Consider the following 24,631-nt stretch of genomic DNA (forward strand, 5'->3'; position numbering starts at 1 on the left):
AGTCCGATCTGAGATGCCGTCAGCCGAGCCTAACTGCGTGTCTTTTCATCGGGTTGTTTTGCGCTGCATCAATGCGAGACGTTGCCGTTTTCGCTGGTAACTAAGTAATCAGTGCATATTCAGACACTTCTGCTCTGGCGACGAACTGTGCAGCTAACGCTATCAACTTCCTCAGTGATGCAGCCAAGTTGAGCACGACATCTGGTTGAGGATCATACACAATCTCGTAATGCTCCGGAACTAAGGGGGGAAGTCTCAGGAGCGATGGAGATAGCTATGGCTCAGCGCGAAGTACGTCTTGTCGAGAGCGAGCAATCGCGGCAGCCGATGAACCAGAACCCGATACCGCTGAGTGAGATTGCGCTCACCGGCATCTTCGAAATCTCGAAGATCCTCACCGCGCCGGCGCGCCTCGAAGTCACGCTCGCCAATGTGGTCAATTTGCTGCAGTCCTTTCTGCAGATGCGCAACGGTGTCGTTTCACTACTGGCTGACGACAGCGTTCCGGACATCACGGTCGGGGTCGGCTGGAACGAGGGCAGCGACAACCGCTATCGCGCAAGGCTGCCGCAAAAAGCGATCGACCAGATCGTCGCGACCTCGGTTCCGCTTGTCGCCGACAATGTGTCCACACATCCGATGTTCTCTGCAGCGGACGCTCTTGCGCTCGGCGCGACCGACGAGACCCGCGTGTCGTTCATCGGCGTGCCGATCCGGATCGACTCGCGCGTGGTCGGGACGCTGACGATCGACCGGCTTCGCGACGGGCAGTCGAACTTCAGGATGGACGCCGATGTGCGTTTCCTGACCATGGTTGCCAATCTGATTGGGCAAACCGTGAAACTGCACCGCGTAGTGGCGCGGGATCGCGAACGGCTGATGGCGGAAAGTCATCGCCTGCAGAAAGAATTGTCCGAGTTAAAGCCTCAGCGCGAGCGCAAGCGCGTTCGCGTCGATGGCATCGTCGGCGAGAGTCCGGCGATTCGTACGTTGCTTGCCAAAGTCAGCATCATCGCCAAATCGCAATCACCGGTGCTGCTGCGCGGCGAGTCGGGCACCGGCAAGGAACTGATCGCAAAGGCGATCCATGAATTGTCGGCGCGTAGCAACGGGCCGTTCATCAAGATCAACTGCGCGGCGCTTCCCGAATCGGTACTCGAATCGGAATTGTTCGGGCACGAGAAGGGCGCGTTCACCGGTGCGATCGCCTCGCGCAAGGGCCGGTTCGAACTCGCCGACAAGGGCACGCTGTTCCTCGACGAGATCGGCGAGATCTCCCCCGCATTCCAGGCCAAGCTGCTGCGCGTTCTGCAGGAGCAGGAGTTCGAGCGGGTCGGCGGCAACCAGACCATCAAGGTCAACGTCCGCATCGTTGCTGCGACCAACCGCAACCTCGAGGAAGCGGTGGCGCGCAAGGAGTTTCGCGCCGATTTGTATTATCGCATCAACGTCGTGCCGATGATCCTGCCGCCACTGCGCGACAGGCCGAGCGACATTCCGTTGCTGGCGACCGAGTTTCTGAAGAACTTCAACAAGGAAAACGATCGCGAGCTGGCATTCGAGCCGCACGCGCTGGAATTGTTGAAGGCCTGCTCGTTCCCCGGAAACGTTCGCGAACTCGAGAATTGCGTGCGGCGAACGGCGACGCTGGCGGCGGGACCGGCCATCAACGACAGTGATTTCGCCTGTCACCAGGACGAGTGCCTGTCCGCGATCCTTTGGAAAGGCCACGCCGAGCCGCCGCCGGAGCGGCCGCGGCCACAAATCCCGCTGCAGGTGTTGCCGCGCAAGGTCCCGGTCGAGGTCGTCACGCCGCGCGAGGTATTCACTGCACCGACGGAGCCGGACCAAACCGCGGTGCGGGCCGCGTCGAACGACGCTGCGATGCCGGAGCGTGAGCGCCTGATCAACGCGATGGAACGATCCGGCTGGGTGCAGGCGAAGGCCGCACGCCTCCTCGGACTGACGCCGCGTCAGATCGGTTACGCGCTCAAGAAGCACGATATCGAACTCAAGCATTTTTAGCCTCGAGGACAGGCCGGTTCGGCTTCGGCCCGGCCTGTCAGACTTGCGACAAGTGTCAGTCCCGCGACACCGCCAGTTTTCCCCTTCCGAGCGATAACCCTTCAAAATCAACTACAAGGCCAATTGGCACGGGGCTTGAAAGACAGTTGCTCAGCGCAACGTCTGCGAACCCAGGAGCTCCACATGGCCTACAAGATCATCACCTCTCAGTGCACCGTCTGCGGCGCTTGCGAATTCGAGTGCCCGAATGCCGCGATCGCGATGAAGCGCGGCACCTATGTGATCGACGCAGTCAAGTGCACCGAATGTGAAGGTCACTTCGACAAGCCGCAATGCGTCGCGGTGTGCCCGGTCGACAACACCTGCGTGCCGGCCTGATCGACCTGTTCGATGTCGCGGTTCGCCTTCCGTATCGAAGCTATCAAGCGACATCCAGAACAGGATGACGACGGCACTGCGGCCGCTGCCGTCACGGCGGCGGCGGCATCTGCCCTCGCCAATTGATCGCCGCGCCAGATCTGTTGCTGGCTCGGTCAATGCGCAGTCTCCAACGGACAGCCGCGCCCGTCGCGCGGCGCTCGAACGAGGGCCGGACATGCAAAAGAAACTTCTCACGCTGCACGATTTCGGCGCCCCAGGTGCGACGTCGTTCGATGAATTGCGGCGCAGCGCCGCGCAGTCCGGCTGTAGCAGCACGGGTGGTAGCGGCAAGTCCGGTTGCGGCTCGGCGGCGAGCCAGGGCGACCTGCCGCCCGACGTCTGGGAGAAGGTGAAGAACCATCCCTGCTACAGCGAGCAGGCGCATCACCACTTCGCCCGCATGCATGTCGCCGTCGCGCCGGCGTGCAACATCCAGTGCAACTACTGCAATCGCAAATACGATTGCGCCAACGAATCCCGTCCGGGCGTGGTCAGCGAAAAGCTGTCGCCAGAGCAGGCGGCCCGCAAGGTGGTCGCGGTCGCCTCAACGATTCCGCAGATGACCGTGCTCGGCGTCGCCGGCCCGGGCGATCCGCTCGCAAACCCGGCTAAAACCTTCAAGACCTTCGAACTGGTGTCCGAGACGGCGCCCGACATCAAGCTGTGCCTGTCGACCAACGGCCTGACGCTGCCCGATCACGTCGAGCGCATCGTCGCGATGAAAGTCGATCACGTCACCATCACGATCAACATGATCGACCCGGAGATCGGCGCGCAGATCTATCCGTGGATCTTCTACGACCATCGCCGCATCACCGGCGTCGAGGCGTCGAAGATCCTCAGCGAGCGGCAATTGCTCGGGCTCGAGATGCTCACCGCGCGCGGCATCCTGGTCAAGGTCAACTCGGTGATGATCCCGGGGATCAACGATCGGCATCTGATCGAGGTCAACAAAGCGGTGAAATCGCGCGGCGCCTTCCTGCACAACATCATGCCGCTGATCTCCGCGCCGGAGCACGGCACGGTGTTCGGCCTCGAAGGCCGCCGCGGCCCGTCCGCGCAGGAGCTGAAAGCGCTGCAGGACGATTGCGAGGGCGAAATGAACATGATGCGGCATTGTCGGCAATGCCGCGCCGACGCGGTCGGCCTGCTCGGCGAAGACCGCAGCGCCGAATTCACCACCGACAAGGTGATGGAGATGGAGGTCACATACAATCTCGCCGCGCGCCAGGCCTATCAGGCCAAAGTCGAGGCCGAGCGCGACGCCATCGCTGTCGCCAAGCAGCGCGAGATGGCGACGCTCGCCGATAAGACCGCCTCGATCAAGATCCAAGTCGCGATCGCGACCAAGGGCGGCGGCGTGATCAACGAGCACTTCGGCCATGCTCATGAATTCCAGATCTACGAGGTCTCGACCGCCGGCGCCAAGTTCATCGGCCATCGCCGCGTCGATCTGTATTGCGAAGGCGGCTACGCCAGCGACGCAGGGATCGAGCCGATTCTCAAGGCGCTGAACGACTGCGCCGCGGTGCTGGTCGCCAAGATCGGCCTCTGCCCGAAGGATTCGCTAGCCGGCGCCGGCATCGAGGCGGTCGAGACCTATGCCTTCGACTATATCGAGCAATCGGTGATTGCCTATTTCAAGGACTACCTCGAACGCGTTGGAAAATCGGAGATCAGTCACGTCCAGCGTGGCGATGCCGACATTCGCCAGGGCGCATTCGTCACGAGCTGAGGCCGAAGCGGCGGGCACAGACCATGGCTTACAAGATCGTCGCGTCGCAATGCACCTCCTGCTCGGCTTGTGAGCCCGAGTGTCCGAACGTCGCGATCACCGAGAAGCGCGGCGTGTTCATGATCGACCCGTCGACATGCACCGAATGCCTCGGCCATTTCGACGGGCCGCAATGTGTTGCGGTGTGTCCGGTCGACGGCACCTGCGTGATCGACAATTCCGTCCCACGCGCTCGCGCGGCATAAGGTGAGATGATGGATCTGATCCTGACGCCCTCGGCCGAGAAGTTCATCCACCGTATGGTGCAGTTCAGCGGCGGCGCCGGCGGTTTCCGTCTCGCGGTGACGCCCGGCGGCTGTTCCGGCCTCTCGGCGGCGTTCGATATCGAGGCGCTGCCGCGTGCTGGCGATCGGGTCATCAATCACGGGGGCCTCCGGCTGTTCGTCCCGGAAGATAGTTGCAGGCTGTTGGAAGGCGTCACCATCGACTTCATGGAGACGCCGACATCGAGCGGATTCATCTTTCACGATCCCAGGCCGTCGAGCTGCCAATGCTCCGGCGGTACCGCCGAGGCGCCTAAAGCCAACCTGCATCAGTTGCGGGATTTCTGACATGCCGCATGTCCTGCACAGTGAACTGACGATGTCCGGACCCGAACAGTCCATGCTCGGCGGCGCGCTGCTCGGTGCGGGCCTGCCGGCCGAGGCGCAGCGTCATCTGGAACTCGCCGGCCGCGACTTCCAGAGCGATGCACTCGCGGAGCAACATCTGCGCGAGGCGCAGTCTCTGGCGCCCGATCATGCCGCGGTGCTGATCGGCCTGTATCGCTTCTATTTCTACAAAGGCCGCCTCGATGAGGCGTTGCGGGTCGCCGAAATCTGCCTGACGAAAGCCGCGCGCGATAATGGTCTCGACGCCAACTGGCGCAAGGTTCGGCGCAGCGACGCTGAGTTCTCCAGCTTCGCCGCCATCCTGCCGCGGTTCTATCTGTTCGCCCTGAAGGCCTATGCCTATCTGCGGATGCGGGTTGGCGACATCGACGAGGGCCATGCTGCGATCGAGAAGCTGCTCGAGCTCGATCCCTCCGACAAGGTCAATGCCGGCGTGCTGCACGACGTCTGGCGACGGATAGGGCAAGTCGATGACGACTGACATCGACGAAGCCCGCGACTGGCAGGGCAACGAGGTCGATTGCGCGTCTTGCCCGCATCGCGAGCTGCTGTCGGCCGGTCGCTGCGAGTTGAAGAAAGCCTGTGTGCAGGATCGCTATGCGCGGCGGTTGGAGCACTTCTTTCAGCGCAATCGAGCTCTCGCCGACGACTATCTGACACATCCGTACTTCGAGGTGCGGGCGGTGGCGGCGGGCTATGCCGCCGTGTTTCTGCTGCCGCGGCTGCTGCAGGATCCCGACGAGACCGTGCGCTGGAGCGCGGCGCGGCGGCTGCCGAAGCGCTATTTGCTGCCGCTTCGCGCCGATCCGCATCGCGAGGTGCGAATCCGCATCGCCTCGGTGCTCGCGGATGAAGATTTGCGCCCGATGGTCAATGACGAGGATTACTACGTCCGCCAAGTGGTGGCGAAGCGAGCATCGCCCGGCCTGCTGCCGCTGCTGGTGCTCGATCCCGACAGCGGCGTCCGCCGTGAGGTCGCGCGCCGGATCGGCCTCGAATGGCTGGCGCAGATAGCCATGGACAAAGATGGTGACGTCCGCCTCGAAGCGGCGCGGCGAATGTCGCCCGGCCGTCTGCTGGCAATGATCGACGATCCCGACTGGCGCATCCGCTACGAAGCGGCGAGCCGCGTCGACACTTACGAACTGTGCGGATTGCTGGACGATCCCGATCCGCTGGTTCGGGAGCTGGTCCGCAGCCGCACCGGCTTCACCGGACCGGCGCGGTCAGTTTCAACCGGTCCCCATAAAAAGCCCGTGACGGAGTCATCACCATGAATATCAGCCGTGACAGCGATATCGTCGAACTCGACGGTCCCCCGGCGTTCGAATACGGCCAGAAGGTGCGGGCGCGGATCAATGTCCGTAACGACGGCACCTTTCCCGGTAAGGAAATCGGTGATGTGCTGGTGAAGAAGGGCGATGAGGGGTACGTCGTGAGCATCGGCACCTTCCTGCAGCAGTTCTACATCTACGGCGTCGACTTCGTCGCCCAAGGCCGCATCGTCGGCATGAAGCGGAAGGAGCTGGTCTCGGCCGAAGTCGAGCAGCCCGTCTCGCGGGAGGTCGCGTGATGACGCCGGAGCCAAAATATCAATGGGGCCAGCCGGTCCTCGCCGAGATCGACCTGTTCAACGACGGCAGTTTTCCGGATCAGCCGCTCGACGCGCTGCTGGTGAAGCGCGGCGATCCCGGTGAAATCGTTCGGATCGGTCTGCACACCGAAACCAACCGCCCGATCTATCTGGTGGAATTCGCAAGCCATCGCGTCGTCGGCTGTCTCGAGGACGAAATCGCGCCGGTCGAGCCGTCGCTCGCCGGCCAACCGTAAGGACTCGATCCGATGAAAGTGATGATCCGCAAATCAGATCAGGGCCAGCTCTCGGCCTATGTCGCCAAGAAGGATCTCGAAGAAGCGATCGTCGAGATGGAGAACCCCGAATTGTGGGGAGGCAAGATCACGCTGGCCAATGGCTGGCAGCTCGAACTGCCGGCGATGGCGGCCGACACGAGGCTGCCGATCACCGTCGAAGCCCGCAAGCTGAGCGATTGACGATGCCGCTCTCCACAGATGATCTCACCAAGCTCGATGCGCTGCTCGGCGGTGCCGATGCGCATGTCGGAACGCTGTCGCTGATTCGGCAGCAATTTCCCGGCCTGTCACTGACGCAATGTGATGCGTCCGATATCGACCAGGAACAGCCGTTTCGGATCTATCCGCGGTTCAACGTTTACCTGGTCGACCGTTCCGATCATTGCTGGGCGATCACCGGCAATCCTGCCCAGGCGACAGGTCTCGTCGTCGCGCACCACAAAGCCGCCGCGACATCCCTGGCGTCGTGAAGGAGACCGCTATGCCGGCCCAACTGCTCGAGGACGTTGCCGCAGGTTTCGCGCAGGCGAAGGTCATTCCCTATCTCGGCTGCGGCGCGCTCGCGCTCGGCGGCGGGAGCGGCCCGATTCCGGCGTCGCCGATCGAATTGGTTGCGCGTCTGACCGCGAAGACGACGGTGCCGCACAAGGTTCGCACCAATCTCACCGGCGCGGCGCAGTACATCGAGAATTTCAAGCATCGCAAGACGCTGTCGTCGCTGATGTCGGAAGCATTCCGCGCTTCGGCCGCGCCGAACGACCTGCACAACATGCTGGCGGCTCTCCCCAAGCTGCCGCTGCTGGTCCATGCCTGGTACGACGACGTGCCGCAACGAGCGTTCGCGGGCCGCGCCGATTGGGGCATGGCGCAGGGCGTCAGCCAGACCGAGCATCACGGTCGATGGGTGAATTACTATCGCCCCGACGGCAGCGAAGTGACCGAACCAGATCCGAGCATCGTCGCCGATGAAATGCCGTTGTTCGCGGCGACGCCGGACGAGGCGCGCGCCTGGGCGACGCTGTTGTATCAGCCTCTGGGCTCGGTCGCGCCGGCCGCGAACTATCTGGTGTCCGACAGCGACTTTGTCGAAGTCCTGACCGAGATCGACATCCAGACGCCGATTCCGCTGTCGGTCCAGGAACTGCGGCGCGATCGGCATTTCCTGTTCCTCGGTTGCCGCTTCGACAACCAGCTTGATCGTTTGTTCGCACGCCAGATCATGAAGCGCTCGTCCGCGCGGCACTGGGCGGTACTGCCCGACACGCTGACCCGCAACGAAGAGCGCTTCCTCGAAGAGCAGAACATCCAGCGGATCGAATGGCCGCTGTCGAAGTTCGTTGCGTCTCTTGCCCCGATGCTGCAGTGCCAGAGCCTGCCGGCTTAGAGCTTTTCCGGTTCTGATCGACCAGAACCGGAGCTCTCTTTTGTTCTGACGCGTTTTCTTCACTGCGCCGGCACATCGTGATTGCGAGGAGCGCCCGGATCGGCGCTCCGCGCCGTCGGAGCAAGGCTCCGCGGCCGAATCAATTCCGGAGCTCCGCGCGTCCTCGATTGCTTTGATGCGTTTGCAATGACGAAGTCTGCGCGCGCAGTCGGAGGCCGCTGCGACCACGACCTCTTGCTGACGGTATCAGTTGTTTCGTTTGCAACAGCCATGCCCCGCGATGTCGGCCGCGAAGCCGTGATGTCGGATTTGAAACATCTCCCTGCGACCACCCGATTTGGCGCTATCCGCAAGTAAACGCCCACTTTTTCGGTCGGAGCCGAGATTGGCACGGTCGTTGCAAAACAGGGATCAGCAAGGCGAGGGATGTTTGGCTGAGCAATGATTGCGAAGGGCAACATCCGCTTCTGAGCCGTGCGACGGTTTTAACGCAATGAGACTGCGCGGTTCGCGCAAATCGATCAACGGCTCAAGATCAACGGAGAGAGAACATGGCGGCACTTCGGCAAATCGCATTTTACGGCAAGGGCGGCATCGGCAAGTCGACCACCTCGCAGAACACCCTCGCGGCGCTGGTCGAGCTCGGTCAGAAGATCCTGATCGTCGGCTGCGACCCCAAGGCGGACTCCACCCGCCTGATCCTCAACACCAAGATGCAGGACACCGTGCTCAGCCTCGCTGCTGAAGCGGGTTCGGTCGAGGATCTCGAACTCGAAGACGTGATGAAGATCGGCTACAAGGGCATCAAGTGCACCGAAGCCGGTGGTCCCGAGCCGGGCGTCGGCTGCGCAGGCCGCGGCGTCATCACCGCGATCAACTTCCTCGAAGAGAATGGCGCCTATGAAGACGTCGACTACGTCTCCTATGACGTGCTCGGCGACGTGGTCTGCGGCGGCTTCGCGATGCCGATCCGCGAGAACAAGGCCCAGGAAATCTACATCGTGATGTCCGGCGAGATGATGGCGCTGTATGCCGCCAACAACATCGCCAAGGGCATTCTGAAATACGCCTCCTCGGGCGGCGTCCGCCTCGGCGGCCTGATCTGCAACGAGCGCCAGACCGACCGCGAGCTCGACCTCGCCGAAGCGCTGGCTGCCCGGCTGAACTCCAAGCTGATCCACTTCGTGCCGCGCGCCAACATCGTGCAGCACGCCGAGCTGCGCCGCCAGACCGTGATCGAATACGCGCCCGACTCGCAGCAGGCGCAGGAATATCGGCAGCTCGCCAATAAGATCCACGCCAACTCCGGCAACGGTACCATCCCGACGCCGATCACCATGGAAGAGCTGGAAGGCATGCTGCTCGATTTCGGCATCATGAAGACCGACGAGCAGGCGCTCGCCGAACTCGCCGAGAAGGAAGCCGCCAAGGCGGCGGCCGCCACCGCTTGATCCATCAGCCGGGCCGGCCGCCTCACGCGGCCGGCTCCCCGGCGGCCCCTTTAAACGAGGAACAACGATGAGCACCGCAGTCGCAGAATCTCCCGCGGACCTCAAGGAACGCAACAAGCAGCTGATCGGCGAAGTCCTGGAAGCCTATCCGGACAAGTCCGCCAAGCGCCGCGCCAAGCACCTCAACACCTATGAGGCCGAAAAGGCCGAGTGCTCGGTCAAGTCCAACATCAAGTCGATCCCGGGCGTGATGACGATCCGCGGCTGCGCCTACGCCGGCTCGAAGGGCGTGGTGTGGGGTCCGATCAAGGACATGGTCCACATCAGCCACGGCCCGGTCGGCTGCGGCCAGTATTCCTGGGGCTCGCGCCGCAACTATTACAAGGGCGTCACCGGCATCGACACCTTCGGCACGATGCAGTTCACCTCCGATTTCCAGGAGAAGGACATCGTCTTCGGCGGTGACAAGAAGCTCGGCAAGATCATCGACGAAATTCAGGACCTGTTCCCGCTGAACCGCGGCATCTCGGTGCAATCGGAATGCCCGATCGGTCTGATCGGCGACGACATCGAGGCGGTCTCCAAGGCCAAGACGAAACAGTATGACGGCAAGCCTATCATCCCGGTACGCTGCGAGGGCTTCCGCGGCGTGTCGCAGTCGCTCGGCCATCACATCGCCAACGACGTGATCCGCGACTGGGTGTTCGACAAGGCCGGCGACAAGGTCGCCACGTTCGAATCGACGCCCTACGACGTCGCGATCATCGGCGACTACAACATCGGCGGCGATGCCTGGGCCTCGCGCATCCTGCTCGAGGAGATGGGGCTCCGCGTGATCGCGCAGTGGTCCGGCGACGGCACCATCGCCGAGCTCGAGAACACTCCAAAAGCGAAGCTGAACATCCTGCACTGCTACCGCTCGATGAACTATATCACGCGGCACATGGAAGAGAAGTTCGGGATCCCGTGGGTCGAGTACAATTTCTTCGGTCCGACCAAGATCGAAGCCTCGTTGCGCGAGATCGCCGCGAAGTTCGACGACAAGATCAAGGAAGGCGCCGAGCGCGTCATCGCCAAGTACAAGCCGCGGATGCAGGCGATCGTCGATCGCTATCGTCCGCGCCTCGAAGGCAAGAAGGTGATGCTCTATGTCGGCGGCCTGCGTCCGCGCCACGTGATCGGCGCCTATGAAGACCTCGGCATGGAAGTGGTCGGCACCGGCTATGAATTCGGCCACAACGACGACTATCAGCGAACTACCCACTACGTGAAGGACGGCACGCTGATCTACGACGACGTCACCGGCTACGAATTCGAGAAGTTCGTGGAGAAGGTGCGGCCCGATCTGGTCGGCTCCGGCATCAAGGAAAAGTACATCTTCCAGAAGATGGGTGTGCCGTTCCGCCAGATGCATTCGTGGGACTATTCCGGCCCGTATCACGGCTATGACGGCTTCGCCATCTTCGCCCGTGACATGGACATCGCCATCAACGCCCCGATCTGGAAGCTGACCAAGGCACCTTGGAGCTGAAGTTCGGAGCTGAGCCCACTCGTCACGCGGGCTTCCGGTGCGATCCACCGGAAGCGCCGTGTCCCCGAATTCCTTGCGAAAGAACATCAACATGACCGAGACCGTAGAAAAGATCCGGGATCATTTCGATCTCTTCCATCAGCCCGAATACGCGGACATGATGGACAACAAGCGCAAGCAGTTCGAAAACGCCGTCGGCGAAGCCGAAGTCGAGCGCGTGGCGGACTGGACCAAGACCAAGGAATACCAGGACAAGAACTTTGCGCGTGAAGCCCTGGTCATCAATCCGGCCAAGGCCTGCCAGCCGCTCGGCGCTGTGTTCGCCGCGGTCGGATTCGAAAAGACGCTGCCGTTCGTGCACGGCTCGCAGGGCTGCGTCGCGTATTATCGTAGCCACTTCTCACGGCACTTCAAGGAGCCGACCTCCTGCGTCTCCTCGTCGATGACCGAAGACGCCGCGGTGTTCGGCGGCCTCAACAACATGATCGACGGCCTGGCGAATTCCTACGCGCTGTACAAGCCGAAGATGATCGCGGTCTCGACCACCTGCATGGCCGAGGTGATCGGCGACGACCTCAACGCGTTCATCAAGAATGCCAAGGAGAAGGGCTCCGTTCCGCAGGAGTTCGACGTCACCTACGCCCACACCCCGGCCTTCGTCGGCAGCCACATCACCGGCTACGACAACACGATGAAGGGCGTGGTGGAGCACTTCTGGGACGGCAAGTCCGGCACCGTGCCGAAGCTCGAGCGCCAGCCCAACGGCTCGATCAACTTCCTTGGCGGCTTCGACGGCAACACCGTCGGCAACATCCGCGAGGTCAAGCGGATCTTCGAACTGATGGGCGTCGACTACACCATCTTCGGCGACAACAGCGACGTCTGGGACACCCCGGCCGACGGCGAGTTCCGGATGTATGACGGCGGCACCACGCTGGAGCAGGCCGCCAACGCCATCCACGCCAAGGGCACGATCTCGATGCAGGAATTCTGCACGGAAAAGACGCTGGCGACGATCGCGGCGCACGGCCAGGAAGTGGTCGCGCTCAACTCACCGATCGGCATCACCGGCACCGATCGCTTCCTGCAGGCGGTGTCGCGGATCACCGGCAAGGCGATCCCCGAAGCGCTGACCAAGGAACGCGGCCGGCTGGTCGACGCCATCGGCGACTCGAGCGCGCACATCCACGGCAAGAAGTTCGCGATCTTCGGCGATCCGGACCTGTGCTACGGCTTGGCCGAATTCATCCTCGAGCTCGGCGGCGAACCGACCCACATTCTCGCCACCAACGGCAACAAGAACTGGGAGGAGAAGGTCAACCAGCTCTTGGCGTCCTCGCCGTTCGGCACAAACTGCAAGGTCTACGCCGGCAAGGATCTCTGGCACCTACGCTCGCTGCTGTTCACTGAGCCGGTCGACCTCATGATCGGCAACACCTACGGCAAGTATCTCGAGCGCGACACCGGCACGCCGTTGATCCGCATGGGCTTCCCGGTGTTCGATCGCCACCATCACCACCGCTCGCCGATCTGGGGATATCAGGGCACGATGAACGTCCTGGTGAAGATCCTCGACAAGATCTTCGACGAGATGGACAAGGCCACCAACATCGCCGGCAAGACCGACCTCTCCTTCGACATCATCCGCTGATGCCGAAGTCGATACCAAAGTCTCGGACCACCTGACCCTCAGGAGCGCCGCATGAGCCGCCTCGCAGACAAGATTCAAGATGTCTTCAACGAGCCCGGCTGCGCGGACAATCAGGCCAAGTCCGAGAAACAGCGCAAGAAGGGCTGCAGCAAACCGCTGCAGCCCGGCGGCGCGGCCGGTGGCTGCGCTTTCGACGGCGCCAAGATCGCGCTGCAGCCGATCGTCGACGTCGCCCATCTGGTGCACGGCCCGATCGCTTGCGAAGGCTCGTCCTGGGACAATCGCGGCACCAAGTCGTCGGGCTCGAAGCTGTATCGCACCGGCTTCACCACCGACATGGGCGAGAACGACGTGGTGTTCGGCGGCGAGAAGCGGCTGTTCCGGTCGATCAGGGAGATCATCGAAAAGTATCATCCGCCCGCGGTGTTCGTGTATCAGACCTGCGTGCCGGCGATGATGGGCGATGACATCGTCGCGGTCTGCAAGGTGGCGACCGAGAAGCTCGGCACGCCCTGCGTTCCGATCATCGCGCCGGGCTTCGTCGGCCCGAAGAACCTCGGTAACAAGCTCGCCGGCGAGGCGATGCTCGACTACGTGATCGGCACCCAGGAGCCGGATTTCACCACCCCTTACGACATCAACATCATCGGCGAATACAATGTCGCGGGCGAATTGTGGCAGGTGAAGCCGCTGCTCGACGAACTCGGCATCCGCATTCTGTCATGCCTGTCGGGTGACTCGCGCTACCACGAAGTGGCGCGATCGCATCGCGCCCGCGCGGCGATGATGGTGTGCTCGACCGCGATGATCAACGTCGCCCGCAAGATGGAAGACCGCTACGGCATTCCGTATTTCGAAGGCTCGTTCTACGGCATCACCGACACCTCGGAGTCGCTGCGCCAGATCGCCAGGCTGCTGATCGCGCGCGGCGCGCCGGACGAATTGATGGGCCGCACCGAGGCGCTGATCGAACGCGAGGAGGCGAAGGCCTGGGCCGCGATCAAGGCCTATACGCCGCGGCTCGAAGGCAAGAAGGTTCTGCTGATCACCGGCGGTGTGAAGTCGTGGTCGGTGGTGCTGGCGCTGCAGGAGGCCGGCCTGACTATCGTCGGCACCAGCGTCAAGAAATCGACCAAGGAAGACAAGGAACGGCTCAAGGAGATGAGCCCGGACGTCCATTTGATCGACGATCTGCGACCGCGCGAAATGTACAAGATGCTGAAAGAGGCGCAAGCCGACATCATGCTGTCCGGCGGGCGCTCGCAATTCGTCGCGCTGAAGGCGCGGATGCCCTGGATGGACATCAACCAGGAGCGTACTTACGCCTATTGCGGCTATGTCGGCATTGTCGAAATGGTGCGGCAGATCGACAAGGCGCTGTTCAACCCGATCTGGGAGCAGGTCCGCTCCGCCCCGCCGTGGGAGGAGATCAGCTGGGAAACCCGCGCCGACGCCGCCAATGCGGCCGACGACGCGCAGCGCGCCGCCGAGGCGACGCCTGCCGCAAAGGTTGCGTGAGATGGCGAAGGTGGTGACATCGACAAAATCCTGCACCGTCAATCCGTTGCGGATGAGCCAGCCGCTGGGCGCGGCGCTGGCCTTCATGGGGCTGCGCAATTCGATGCCGCTGCTGCACGGCTCGCAGGGCTGCACCTCGTTCGGCCTGGTGCTGTTCGTGCGCCATTTCCGCGAACAGATTCCGCTGCAGACCACGGCGATGAGCGAAGTCGCGACCGTGCTCGGCGGCTTCGACAATGTCGAACAGGCGATCGTCAACATCGTCGGCCGCACCAAGCCCGACGTGATCGGGATCTGCACAACCGGCGTGACAGAGATCAAGGGCGACGACCTCGACGGCTTCATCAAGCTGGTGCGCGGCAAGCATCCCGAACTCGCGAATGTGGCGCTGGTGCCGGTGTCGACGCCCGACTTCAAGGGCGCATTCGAGGACGGCTTCGCGACGACGGTCGCGAAGATCGTCGAGACACTGGTCGAGGCGCCAGCGGCGGGCGTTGCGCGCGATCCGGCGAAGCTCAACGTGCTGGCGGGCAGCCATCTGACGCCGGGCGATATCGACGAACTACGCGACATCATCGAGGCGTTCGGCCTGCAGCCGACGTTTCTTCCCGACATTTCCGGCTCGCTCGATGGCCATCTGCCGGACGACTTCACCCCGACCACCCATGGCGGCGTGTCGGTGGCCGAGGTCGCGGCGATGGGGCGCGCGGCGCACACGCTCGCGCTCGGCGAACAGATGCGCAAGGCGGCGGCCGCGCTCGAGGCCAAAGTCGGCGTGCCGTTCACGCTGCTGCAGCGCCTCACCGGGCTTGCGCCGAGCGACGAATTGATGGCGACGCTGGCGCGGATCAGCGGCCGCCCGGTGCCGCCGAAGTATCGCCGCCAGCGCAGCCAGCTCGTCGACGCCATGCTCGACGGCCACTTCTATTTCGGCGGCAAGAGAATCGCGATCGGCGCCGAGCCCGACATGCTGCTCAACATCGGCGGCTGGCTCGCCGACATGGGGTGCACCATTGCTGCTGCGGTGACCACGACGCACTCGCCGGCGCTCGCGCAGGCGCCGTCTGACGACGTGCTGATTGGTGATCTGGAGGATCTGGAGCAACGCGCTGAGGATTGCGATCTGCTGGTGACGCATTCGCATGGTCGTCAGGCAGCGGAACGGCTCGGCGTTCCGCTGTTCCGCGTCGGGCTGCCGATGTTCGACCGGCTCGGCGCCGCGCATCAGGTCGCGGTCGGCTATCGCGGCACCCGCGATCTGATCTTCGCGATCGGAAATCTGTTCATTTCCAACATCAAGGAACCGGACGTCGACACTTGGCGCAGCACCGCTGCTGGCGGTCCGGATCAAGTCGATGCGTCGGTTACGACTCATTAAGACGGAAGCGAAGGAGAGCGTCGATGCACAACAACGGAGGCGCGGCATGAAGGTCGCTTTTGCCACTCAGGATATGAAGCGCGTCGACGCGCATTTCGGCTGGGCGAGGAACATCGCCATCTACGAAGTCACCGCGGAGGATTATCGCTTCATTGAGGCGGTGCAGTTCGCCGAGGAGAAGGAAGACGGTAACGAAGACAAGTTGGCGGCGAAGATCGATGCGATCCGGGATTGCGCGATCGTGTATTGCGCGGCGATCGGCGGCTCCGGCGCGGCGCGCGTGGTCGCCGCGCAGGTGCACCCGCTGAAGCTCGCACAGCCGGAGCCGATCACCGAACTGATCGTCAAGTTGCAAGGCGTGCTGCGCGGCGCGCCGCCGCCGTGGCTGCGCAAGGCGCTGTTGAAAGGCGAAGAGCGCAAGTTCGATTTCGCGGATGAGGTGTGAGATGACCGACGCAACGGCAACCGCCAGTGACGCTACGATCGACTCGCTGTTCGTCAAGGAGTTGGTCAAGCAGCTCCGTGCCCAGGACACCCACGGCGTCTGGGAGAGCAAGTCCGATCTCAAGCTGCTCGAGCCGTTCATCATCGACAAGGCGAAGCGCCGAGAGATCCCGCTGATGGGCGATCCTGATCCCGAGACGCTGTGGCGGCTCGAGCTGTTCTACAACGCGGTGGCGCTGTCGATCGAGCGCGAGACCAAGATCATGGTGTCGCCGATGATGAAGATGCATCACGAAGGCTTCGGCCGGATGATCCTCAGCGCCGGCCGGCTGATCGTCGTCAACAAGCACATGCGCGACGTCCATCGCTTCGGCTTCGACAATCTCGGCAAGCTCGCCGAGGACGGCGACAGACTGGTGAACGCCGGCGTTGAGATGATCCGCAAGTTTCCCGAGGTCGCGGCGCTCTGAAGGAAATCACCATGTCAGATATCGACACGCTGAAAGCCGAAATCAAGAAGCTGTCCGCGCGCGCGACGACAATGAAGATGAATCTACACGATCTGTCGGAGGAACTGCCGATCAACTGGCAGACCATCATGACGGTGGCGCAGCAGACCCACGATGCTTTCGCGGCGCTCGAAGCCGCGCGAACAACCTTGAAGGAACTGGAAGCCAAGGCTGCGTGACAAGGCCGCCTAAGCGGCCGCAGCGCCAGTCCGAACCGCGCGGCGAAGGCCGCGCCAGGAGCGATGACGATGACGATCTTTTCGAGCCGCGACGGCAAGCCGTGGGAACCGACCTACATCACCGCGATCGATGGCGACAAGTGCATCGGCTGCGGCCGTTGCTACAAGGTCTGCTCGCGCGACGTGATGCACCTGATGGGCGTCAACGAGGACGGCGAACTGGTCGGCTGCAGCCTCGAGAACGACGACGATGACGACGAGGAATTCGTCCGCAAGGTGATGGTGCTCGACAAGGCCGGCAATTGCATCGGCTGTTCGGCCTGCAACCGGGTCTGTCCGAAGGATTGTCAGACCCACGTCAAGGCCAGCGAACTCGGGCTCTAGGAGCGATCATGATCGGCGCGGCGAAGCAGGAGGCAGGCGTGGCGTCGGCGGCGAAGCTGCCGCTGCGCGTCGCGGCGTCCGGCTTCGCGTCGTCGCCGGCGATCGTGTATCGGGCGCTGACCGGCGGCCTGCCGGCCGATGCATTGATCGATGACGACCACGCGTTCGATCGCCACGTGCTGGCGTCGATCCTGTCGGCGGCGATGGCCGAGCCCGGCCCGATCAACGCGCGCTGCGGCCTCGGCGCCGACGATTTCGTCGCGCTGGTGACGTCGTTCTTCCCGCACATTTCGGTGCTGCTGTCGGTGCTCGCCTCGGGCGAGCCTGACGTCGACGAGGAGGCCGCGATGGTGCGCGACCTCCTGCTCGCGCATCGCTCGACGCCGGGCGAGGTCGGACGCTGGCTCGCCACGATGGTGGCGCGCCGGGCGATGGAGCCGGATCACCTTTGGGAAGATCTCGGCCTGCGCGACCGCACCGAGCTGACGCGGCTGTTGATGCGGCACTTCGGCCCGCTGGCGCGCGACAACACCCGCAACATGCGCTGGAAGCGGTTCTTCTATCGCAAGCTCTGCGAGGACGACGGCATGGTGATGTGCAGCGCGCCGGTGTGTTCGCAGTGCAACGACTTCGCCGAATGCTTCGGCGACGAGAGCGGCGAAAGCCGGATGGCCGGCCGCCGGCGAGAGATCGAACAGCGCGCGGCGGGCGTGTCGTAAGACGGGCTTCACCCTCCCCTGGAGGGGGAGGGTCGCGAGCGTAGCGAGCGGGGTGGGGTGGCGAAGAGTTTGTCCGCCGTGCCCGCGGCTCACCCCACCCCGGCGTGCACCGCGCTTCGCGCGTTACCCGCCGACCCTCCCCCTCAAGGGGAGGGTGAAGAGTGAGCTGCGAGCGGTTGTCGGAAACCGTCGCGTTAGCGACCATGTCGCAACTCCTACATTTCCCAATGGTTCAATTTAATTAGTAAATTCAGTGTCTTGCTGCTCTACCGAAGAATGGCACAGCGGTTGCAAACCCTCATGTCGGACCCAATCCACGGAGGCCGATCATGATCATCCTGACCGAACAAGCCGGTAACGCCGTCAAGGCTGCGATGTCCCGCGCTGGCAAGACTGAAGCTGGCCTGCGGGTCATGGTCGAAGCGGGTGGCTGTGCCGGATACAAATATCTGATCGGGCTCGACCCCGAGCCGCGGTCCGACGACGCGGTGGTCGAAGCGGCTGGCGTCAGGGTGTTCGTCGATCCCGACTCGCAGCCGCTGCTGAGCGGCATGACGATCGACTTCGTCGAGAGTCTCGAGGGCTCGGGCTTCACCTTCGACAATCCCAACGCCGAGAACAAATGCGGCTGCGGCAAGTCATTCGGCTGAGGCCCCCTGCAAGCCACGGAGCGTCGTCATGCTCGACAATCTCGATAGGCTCGACGAACACATCTCCAGCCCGCGCAATGCCGGTGTGCTGCCGCACGCCAATGCGGTCGGCTCGTTCGGCGCCATCCGCTGGGGTGACGCGGTCAAACTGATGCTGCAAGTCGATCCGCGAACCGATCGGATCGAACAGGCGCGGTTTCAGACCTTCGGGTGCAGCTCGTCGATCGCATCGTCCTCGGCGGTTACCGAGATGATCACCGGCAGGACGCTCGACGAAGCCGTCGGGATCAGCGCTGCCGATATCGCGGATTATCTCGGCGGTCTGCCGCTGGAACGCATGTACTGCGCGGTGATGACCTATGAGGCCCTGCAGAAGGCGATCGGGTCCTATCGCGGCGAGGCCGAGCTGAGCGAAGCCGATGCGGCGCCGTCCTGCAAATGCCTCGGCGTCAGCCAGATGATGATCGAGCGCACCATCCGTTTCAATCGGCTGACCAGCGTCGAGCAGGTGACCCACCACACCAAGGCGGCCGGCAGTTGCAGCGCCTGTTTCAAGCAGGTCGAAGGCCTGCTGGCGCGGGTCAATGCCGAGATGGCCGAGGATGGGCTGATCGGGCCCGGCGACGCCTATCAGCTCGGTTCGACGTCGCCGCGCGCGATCGATCTGAAGCCGCACGGCGCGCCGCAGCCGGCGACCAATATCTTTGCCGCCAAGGCCGCGCCGGCGCATCTGCGCGCCGCGCCGAAGAGCGCGCCGTCGCGTCCGGCACCTGCGCCTGCCGCGGTCGGGGTCGATGCGCCGTCGCAGACGACGCTGATTGCCGAAGCGCTCGACGAGCTGCGGCCGCATTTGAAGCGCGATGGCGGCGACTGCGAACTCGTCAATGTCGAGGGCAATGTCGTTTACGTCAGGCTGTCGGGCAATTGCGTCGGCTGCCAATTGTCATCGGTGACGCTGTCCGGCGTTCAGGCCAGGCTCGCCGACAGGCTCGGCCGGCCGCTGCGTGTGGTGCCCGTGCCATGAACCAGACCCGCGTCCCGCCGCAGCCGGCGAATATTTGCTATCTCGACGCCAACGCCACCACGCGCACCGATCCGCGGGTGGTCGATGCGATGCTGCCGTTCTTCTCCGGCTATTTCGGCAATCCGTCGTCGAAGCACGCGCTCGGCGCCCACGCCGCGATGGCGGTGAGGCGTGCGCGCGAGCAATTGCAGGCGCTGCTCGGCGCTGCGCATCCGCACGAACTGATCCTCACCTCGGGCGGCACTGAAAGCGCCAATGCGGCGATCCTGTCGGCGCTGGAAGTAGCACCTCGGCGGCGCGAGATCATCACCACCGCGGTCGAACACCCCGCCGTTCTGTCGCTGTGCGCCTGGCTCGAGAAGACCAAGGGCATCCGCGTCCACGTCATCCCGGTCGATCGTCACGGCCACCTCGACATCGCCGCCTATCGCGAGGCGCTGTCGGATCGCGTCGCGTTGGTCTCGATGATGTGGGCGAACAACGAGACCGGCGTGATCGCGCCGGTCGCCGATCTCGCCGAGCTTGCGAAGGACGTCGGAGCGCTGTTTCACACCGATGCGGTGCAGGCGGTCGGCAAATGTCCGATCGACCTGCAATCCACCGCGATCGATATGCTGTCGCTGTCCGGACACAAGTTGCATGGGCCGAAGGGCATCGGCGCGCTGTATGTCCGCACGGGCGTCGGCTTCAAGCCGCAGATCAAGGGTGGCCAGCACGAGCGCGGCCGCCGCGCCGGCACCGAGAACGTGCCGGGCATCGTCGGTCTCGGCATGGCCGCAGAACTCGCCGCCGAAGCGATGGCCGATGAGGACATCCGGGTGCGAGGCTTGCGCGACCGGCTGGAGCGCGGGGTCCTCGCGCAGGTCGACCATTGCGTGGCGATCGGCGCCCGGGCCGAGCGGCTGCCCAACACGTCGAACATCGCGTTCTCCTTCATCGACAGCGAGGCCATCGTCACGCTGCTCGACCGCGCCGGCATCGCCGCCTCGATGGGTTCGGCGTGTTCGACCGGCTCGTTCGAGCCATCGCATGTGCTGATGGCCATGAAAGTCGCGGAGGACACCGTCCGCGGCGGCGTGCGGTTCTCGCTGTCGCGCGACAACACCGACGACGACGTCGATCGGGCGCTCGCCGTGATCCCGGGCGTGGTCGCGAAGCTGCGCGCAATCTCGCCGTTCGATGCCGATGCAGGACCATTGCTCGGGCGTTCCCATGCTTGATATCACCCCACGCGACCCAGTCACGACGACCTCGACGGCAAAGTCGATCGTGCTCAACGACACCACGCTGCGCGATGGCGAACAGGCGCCGGGCGTCGCGTTCTCTGCTGCCGAGAAGCTCGCGATCGCCCGCGCGCTGGCGCGGGCCGGCGTCCCGGAGATCGAAGCCGGAACGCCGGCGATGGGTCCCGACGAGATCGCCGCGATCCGCGCCATCGTCGAGGCCGGGTTGCCGCTGACGACGATCGCCTGGTGCCGGATGCGCACCGAAGACGTCGACGCGGCGCTGGCGGCCCGGGTGCCGATGGTCAACGTCTCGGTGCCGGTGTCGGATGTGCAGATCGCGGCCAAGCTCGGCGGCCAGCGCACCAACGCCATCGAAACGGTGAAGCGGGTGGTCGGCTATGCCCGCGACAAGGGTCTCGAGGTCGCAGTCGGCGGGGAGGATTCCTCGCGCGCCGATCCGGAGTTCCTCGCACAGGTGATCGCCACGGCGAAGGAGTCTGGCGCACGGCGGTTCCGGATCGCCGACACGCTCAGCGTGCTCGACCCCTTCAGCAGCCACAAATTGCTGGCGTCGTTGCGCGCGACTACCGATCTCGAACTTGAATTTCACGGTCATGACGACCTCGGCCTCGCCACCGCCAACACGCTGGCTGCGCTGCAGGCCGGCGCTAGCCACGCCTCGGTGACCGTGATCGGGCTCGGCGAGCGCGCCGGCAACGCCCCGCTCGAAGAGGTCGCCGTCGCGTTGAAGCAGCTCTACGGGCGCGACACAGGAATCGTGTTGTCTGAACTCGGCCATGTCGCCGATGTCGTCGCCGAGGCCGCGGCGCGCACGATTCCGCTCAACAAGGCAATCGTCGGCGAGCACGTTTTCACCCACGAGTCCGGAATTCATGTCGACGGCCTCCTCAAAGACCAGCGCACCTATCAGTCGCTCGATCCGCGGCTGCTCGGCCGCTCCAACCGCATCGTGATCGGTAAGCATTCCGGCCTGTCGGCGATCACGTCATCGTTGGCCAAGCTCAATTTGCCGGCGACGGCGGAGGAGGCGCAGGGCGTTCTGGCGCGGGTGCGGATTCATGCGGTCGCCAACAAGGGCGCGGTCGGAAACGAGACATTGACGGCAATCTGGCGTGAGGTTCGTGACCGCGCGCTGCCGAACTGCGCCTGAGCGCAACGCGACGCTGCGCGGCGAACAAGATGCGAAGGAGATCGAGATGAGCGCGTCCCAGTTGGAAACCACAGAACCCGCCGACATCGTCGGGCAATTGCAACGCGCGGCCTCGGCCGAAGACTTCTTCGAGTTGCTCGACGTCGACTTCGATCCGAAGGTCGTCAACGTCGCCCGGCTGCATATCCTCAAGCGCATGGGGCAGTATCTCGCCAGCGAGGATCTCGACGGTCTGCCGGTGGCGGAGACAAAGGCCCGTTGCAAGACAGTGCTGGAGCGCGCCTACGCGGACTTCGTGGAATCGTCGCCGCTGGATCAGCGCGTCTTCAAGGTCCTCAAGGATGCGGTCGCGCCGAAATCGCCGCGTCGGCCGGCTTTTGTCTCGCTCGACAATTTGAAGTAATTCGCGCGCTTCCTGCCGCATCGATCGTTTCGCAACCTCGGCCCGCCACGCGGTCGGCCGAGGTTGCTTTCTGGCATGCGCGTCACATGACCTGAACATTTCTCTCAGACGTCGAAATCACCTGTTCGCCGGTGCGCTGTCGCCTTCCTGACAAGTGTTCGACTTGTCGGGTCGCGTTCAAGCGCCGCCAACAGCGCAAGCTCGGCGATGGCGCCCAAGCCATTGCCTCGTCGACAAAATTTCTCCTGATCGAAAGTTGGTACGAGGCTTGCTGATGTTCTGGTGTCAGCAAGCGCGGAGCACACCATGCACATCGTCGTCTGTATCAAGCAGGTCCCGGACTCGGCGCAGATCCGCGTCCATCCGGTCACCAACACGATCATGCGTCAGGGCGTTCCGACGATCATCAATCCCTATGATCTGTTCGCGCTCGAAGAGGCGCTGCGGCTGCGCGACAAATTCGGCGGCGAAGTCACCGTTCTGACGATGGGGCCGCCCTCGGCCGAGGACTCCTTGCGCAAGGCGCTCACCTTCGGCGCCAATCGCGCAGTGCTGCTCACCGATCGCTTCTTTGCCGGCGCCGATACGTTGGCGACCAGCTACGCGCTCGCCTCCGCCATCCGCAAGATCGGCGCGACCTATGGCGAGGCCGACATCGTGTTCACCGGCAAGCAGACCATCGACGGCGATACCGCCCAGGTCGGCCCGGGCATCTGCAAGCGCCTCGACTTCCTGCAGCTCACCTACGTCTCCAAGGTGGCGTCGCTCGATCTCGCCGGCCGCACCATCGAGGTCGAGCGTCGGTCCGAAGGCGGCGTGCAGGTGCTGCGCAGCCGGTTGCCCTGCCTGATCACCATGCTCGAAGGCACCAATGAAGTGCGCCGCGGCTCGATGCTGAATGCGTTGAACGCCGCGCGCGCCGAGGTGGTGAAGTGGAGTGCCCAGGACGCCGGCGTCGAGGACATTTCGAAATGCGGCCTGCGCGGATCACCGACCGTGGTGAAGCGCGTATTCGCACCGACGGCCCGTTCCGAGAAGGCCATCGTCGTCGAGCCGGCCGGTCTGCCGCCGGCGGACGCGCTGATCGACGAGATTTTCAAGGTCCGGCCGAAGCTCGAGGCCGACATGTTCGAGCTTGCGCGTGGATTCTGACAACACCAACAGAGAGCCGCTTCGATGAGCCAGCCAGCCAAGCCTGCCCCGCAGCCCGCCGGACGCGCCAACGCCAAGAAAGAGCTGTCCGAACACTTCAAGCAGTACAAACACGTCTGGGTGTTCGTCGAACAGGAGCGAGGCCACGTCCATCCGGTTTCCTGGGAACTGATGGGTTCCGGCCGCCGACTCGCCGACAAGCTCGGCGTCGAACTCGCGGCGGTGGTGATCGGGCCCGCCGGCGACGCCACACGCGTCGCGGCGGCGGAGTCGTTCTGCTACGGCGCAGATCTCGCTTACATCGTCGCCGATGACGTGCTCGCCGACTATCGCAACGAATCGTACACCAAGGCGCTGACCGATCTGGTCAACACCTACAAGCCGGAGATCCTGCTGCTCGGTGCCACCACGCTCGGCCGGGACCTCGCCGGCGCCGTCGCCACCACGCTGCTGACGGGACTCACCGCGGACTGCACCGAACTCGAGGTCGACGCCGACAATTCGCTCGCCGCGACCCGGCCGACCTTCGGCGGCTCGCTGCTCTGCACGATCTACACGCTGAATTTCCGGCCGCAGATGGCGACGGTGCGGCCGCGGGTGATGGAGATGCCGGACCGCGTCGAGAAGCCGGTCGGCCGCATCATCGAATTTCCGCTCGGCATGGTCGAAGCCGACATCGTCACCAAGGTGCTGGCGTTCGTGCCGGACCGTGACAAGGCGACTTCGAACCTGGCTTACGCCGACATCGTCGTCGCAGGCGGCATTGGGCTCGGTTCGCCGGAGAACTTCCAGCTCGTTCGGCAGCTCGCCGGGGTGCTCGGCGCCGAATATGGCTGCTCGCGGCCGCTGGTCCAGAAGGGCTGGGTCTCGGCCGACCGGCAGATCGGCCAGACCGGCAAGACCATCCGCCCGAAGCTCTACATCGCCGCCGGCATCTCCGGAGCGATCCAGCATCGCGTCGGCGTGGACGGCGCCGATCTGATCGTCGCCATCAACACCGACAAGAATGCGCCGATCTTCGACTTCGCGCATCTGGCGATCGTCACCGACGCGATCCGGCTGTTGCCGGCGCTGACCGAAGCATTCCGCAAGCGGCTGTCGCCGCACACCCGAGACCGGATCGCAAGCTGAAGG

29 protein-coding genes are annotated in these 24,631 nt (G+C 63.8%); all 29 read left to right on the forward strand.

The window, feature by feature from the left end; translation table 11 throughout:
* Positions 1-276: 276 nt before the first annotated feature.
* Positions 277-2,025, forward strand: coding sequence for a nif-specific transcriptional activator NifA (nifA, locus tag BMY71_RS03705; protein WP_092681844.1), 1,749 nt, complete (start codon positions 277-279; stop codon positions 2,023-2,025).
* Positions 2,026-2,208: 183 nt separating this feature from the next.
* Positions 2,209-2,403, forward strand: a complete 195-nt coding sequence (locus BMY71_RS03710; RefSeq protein WP_011501485.1) for a 4Fe-4S dicluster domain-containing protein — start codon at positions 2,209-2,211, stop codon at positions 2,401-2,403.
* 217 nt (positions 2,404-2,620) lie between these two features.
* On the forward strand, positions 2,621-4,180 hold the full coding sequence (gene nifB / locus BMY71_RS03715) for a nitrogenase cofactor biosynthesis protein NifB (RefSeq protein ID WP_092681846.1): 1,560 nt from the start codon (positions 2,621-2,623) through the stop codon (positions 4,178-4,180).
* A 23-nt stretch (positions 4,181-4,203) separates the two neighbouring features.
* The gene (locus tag BMY71_RS03720) at positions 4,204-4,425 is read left to right on the forward strand and encodes a 4Fe-4S binding protein (protein WP_092681848.1); all 222 of its coding nucleotides are present in this window, start codon (positions 4,204-4,206) and stop codon (positions 4,423-4,425) included.
* Between the two features lie 9 nt (positions 4,426-4,434).
* Positions 4,435-4,791, forward strand: coding sequence for a HesB/IscA family protein (locus BMY71_RS03725; RefSeq protein WP_011501488.1), 357 nt, complete (start codon positions 4,435-4,437; stop codon positions 4,789-4,791).
* 1 nt (position 4,792) lies between these two features.
* Positions 4,793-5,332, forward strand: a complete 540-nt coding sequence (locus BMY71_RS03730) for a hypothetical protein (protein ID WP_092681850.1) — start codon at positions 4,793-4,795, stop codon at positions 5,330-5,332.
* Positions 5,322-6,128 carry a 4Fe4S-binding leucine-rich repeat protein gene (locus BMY71_RS03735; RefSeq protein WP_011501490.1) on the forward strand — a complete coding sequence of 269 codons (807 nt, stop codon included), beginning with the start codon at positions 5,322-5,324 and terminating at the stop codon, positions 6,126-6,128. Before BMY71_RS03730 ends, BMY71_RS03735 begins: the two co-directional genes overlap by 11 nt.
* The gene (locus BMY71_RS03740) at positions 6,125-6,424 is read left to right on the forward strand and encodes a nitrogen fixation protein NifZ (protein WP_011501491.1); all 300 of its coding nucleotides are present in this window, start codon (positions 6,125-6,127) and stop codon (positions 6,422-6,424) included. The genes BMY71_RS03735 and BMY71_RS03740 overlap by 4 nt, the downstream gene beginning before the upstream one ends.
* Positions 6,424-6,681, forward strand: coding sequence for a nitrogen fixation protein NifZ (locus BMY71_RS03745; protein WP_092681852.1), 258 nt, complete (start codon positions 6,424-6,426; stop codon positions 6,679-6,681). Before BMY71_RS03740 ends, BMY71_RS03745 begins: the two co-directional genes overlap by 1 nt.
* 12 nt (positions 6,682-6,693) lie before the next feature.
* On the forward strand, positions 6,694-6,903 hold the full coding sequence (nifT, locus tag BMY71_RS03750; RefSeq protein ID WP_092681854.1) for a putative nitrogen fixation protein NifT: 210 nt from the start codon (positions 6,694-6,696) through the stop codon (positions 6,901-6,903).
* 2 nt (positions 6,904-6,905) lie between these two features.
* The gene (locus BMY71_RS03755) at positions 6,906-7,193 is read left to right on the forward strand and encodes a DUF6129 family protein (protein ID WP_092681856.1); all 288 of its coding nucleotides are present in this window, start codon (positions 6,906-6,908) and stop codon (positions 7,191-7,193) included.
* An 11-nt stretch (positions 7,194-7,204) separates the two neighbouring features.
* Entirely contained in the window at positions 7,205-8,107 is a 903-nt protein-coding gene (locus BMY71_RS03760) for an SIR2 family protein (RefSeq protein ID WP_092681858.1), read from the forward strand.
* A gap of 551 nt (positions 8,108-8,658) precedes the next feature.
* Positions 8,659-9,558 carry a nitrogenase iron protein gene (nifH, locus tag BMY71_RS03765; RefSeq protein ID WP_011439868.1) on the forward strand — a complete coding sequence of 300 codons (900 nt, stop codon included), beginning with the start codon at positions 8,659-8,661 and terminating at the stop codon, positions 9,556-9,558.
* A 67-nt stretch (positions 9,559-9,625) separates the two neighbouring features.
* Positions 9,626-11,089 (forward strand): nitrogenase molybdenum-iron protein alpha chain, encoded by a 1,464-nt coding sequence (nifD, locus tag BMY71_RS03770; RefSeq protein ID WP_011501496.1) that lies wholly within the window; start codon positions 9,626-9,628, stop codon positions 11,087-11,089.
* 91 nt (positions 11,090-11,180) lie between these two features.
* Positions 11,181-12,740, forward strand: coding sequence for a nitrogenase molybdenum-iron protein subunit beta (nifK, locus tag BMY71_RS03775; RefSeq protein WP_092682428.1), 1,560 nt, complete (start codon positions 11,181-11,183; stop codon positions 12,738-12,740).
* A 51-nt stretch (positions 12,741-12,791) separates the two neighbouring features.
* A complete protein-coding gene (gene nifE, locus BMY71_RS03780; protein ID WP_092681860.1) occupies positions 12,792-14,258 on the forward strand; it encodes a nitrogenase iron-molybdenum cofactor biosynthesis protein NifE in 1,467 nt (488 codons plus the stop codon).
* A 1-nt stretch (position 14,259) separates the two neighbouring features.
* Positions 14,260-15,636 carry a nitrogenase iron-molybdenum cofactor biosynthesis protein NifN gene (nifN, locus tag BMY71_RS03785; RefSeq protein ID WP_092681862.1) on the forward strand — a complete coding sequence of 459 codons (1,377 nt, stop codon included), beginning with the start codon at positions 14,260-14,262 and terminating at the stop codon, positions 15,634-15,636.
* Positions 15,637-15,682: 46 nt separating this feature from the next.
* A complete protein-coding gene (gene nifX / locus BMY71_RS03790; protein WP_092681864.1) occupies positions 15,683-16,081 on the forward strand; it encodes a nitrogen fixation protein NifX in 399 nt (132 codons plus the stop codon).
* Position 16,082: 1 nt separating this feature from the next.
* Positions 16,083-16,550 carry a NifX-associated nitrogen fixation protein gene (locus tag BMY71_RS03795; protein ID WP_092681866.1) on the forward strand — a complete coding sequence of 156 codons (468 nt, stop codon included), beginning with the start codon at positions 16,083-16,085 and terminating at the stop codon, positions 16,548-16,550.
* Between the two features lie 11 nt (positions 16,551-16,561).
* Complete coding sequence (locus BMY71_RS03800) at positions 16,562-16,768, forward strand: CCE_0567 family metalloprotein (protein ID WP_011501502.1); 207 nt, start codon at positions 16,562-16,564, stop codon at positions 16,766-16,768.
* A 69-nt stretch (positions 16,769-16,837) separates the two neighbouring features.
* Positions 16,838-17,152 carry a ferredoxin III, nif-specific gene (gene fdxB, locus BMY71_RS03805; protein ID WP_011501503.1) on the forward strand — a complete coding sequence of 105 codons (315 nt, stop codon included), beginning with the start codon at positions 16,838-16,840 and terminating at the stop codon, positions 17,150-17,152.
* An 8-nt stretch (positions 17,153-17,160) separates the two neighbouring features.
* Positions 17,161-17,871 carry a nitrogen fixation protein NifQ gene (locus tag BMY71_RS03810; RefSeq protein ID WP_092681867.1) on the forward strand — a complete coding sequence of 237 codons (711 nt, stop codon included), beginning with the start codon at positions 17,161-17,163 and terminating at the stop codon, positions 17,869-17,871.
* A 329-nt stretch (positions 17,872-18,200) separates the two neighbouring features.
* Positions 18,201-18,521, forward strand: coding sequence for a HesB/IscA family protein (locus BMY71_RS03815; protein WP_011501505.1), 321 nt, complete (start codon positions 18,201-18,203; stop codon positions 18,519-18,521).
* Between the two features lie 28 nt (positions 18,522-18,549).
* Entirely contained in the window at positions 18,550-19,545 is a 996-nt protein-coding gene (nifU, locus tag BMY71_RS03820; protein ID WP_092681869.1) for a Fe-S cluster assembly protein NifU, read from the forward strand.
* Positions 19,542-20,765 carry a cysteine desulfurase NifS gene (nifS, locus tag BMY71_RS03825; RefSeq protein ID WP_092681871.1) on the forward strand — a complete coding sequence of 408 codons (1,224 nt, stop codon included), beginning with the start codon at positions 19,542-19,544 and terminating at the stop codon, positions 20,763-20,765. The genes nifU and nifS overlap by 4 nt, the downstream gene beginning before the upstream one ends.
* Positions 20,758-21,942 carry a homocitrate synthase gene (nifV, locus tag BMY71_RS03830; protein ID WP_092681872.1) on the forward strand — a complete coding sequence of 395 codons (1,185 nt, stop codon included), beginning with the start codon at positions 20,758-20,760 and terminating at the stop codon, positions 21,940-21,942. Before nifS ends, nifV begins: the two co-directional genes overlap by 8 nt.
* A 46-nt stretch (positions 21,943-21,988) precedes the next feature.
* Complete coding sequence (gene nifW, locus BMY71_RS03835) at positions 21,989-22,345, forward strand: nitrogenase stabilizing/protective protein NifW (protein ID WP_092682430.1); 357 nt, start codon at positions 21,989-21,991, stop codon at positions 22,343-22,345.
* 306 nt (positions 22,346-22,651) lie between these two features.
* The gene (locus BMY71_RS03840) at positions 22,652-23,497 is read left to right on the forward strand and encodes an electron transfer flavoprotein subunit beta/FixA family protein (RefSeq protein WP_011501510.1); all 846 of its coding nucleotides are present in this window, start codon (positions 22,652-22,654) and stop codon (positions 23,495-23,497) included.
* Positions 23,498-23,521: 24 nt separating this feature from the next.
* The gene (locus tag BMY71_RS03845) at positions 23,522-24,628 is read left to right on the forward strand and encodes an electron transfer flavoprotein subunit alpha/FixB family protein (RefSeq protein WP_011501511.1); all 1,107 of its coding nucleotides are present in this window, start codon (positions 23,522-23,524) and stop codon (positions 24,626-24,628) included.
* Positions 24,629-24,631: the final 3 nt, after the last annotated feature.

It is taken from the genome of Rhodopseudomonas pseudopalustris, from assembly GCF_900110435.1.
Classification (GTDB): Bacteria; Pseudomonadota; Alphaproteobacteria; order Rhizobiales; family Xanthobacteraceae; genus Rhodopseudomonas; species Rhodopseudomonas pseudopalustris.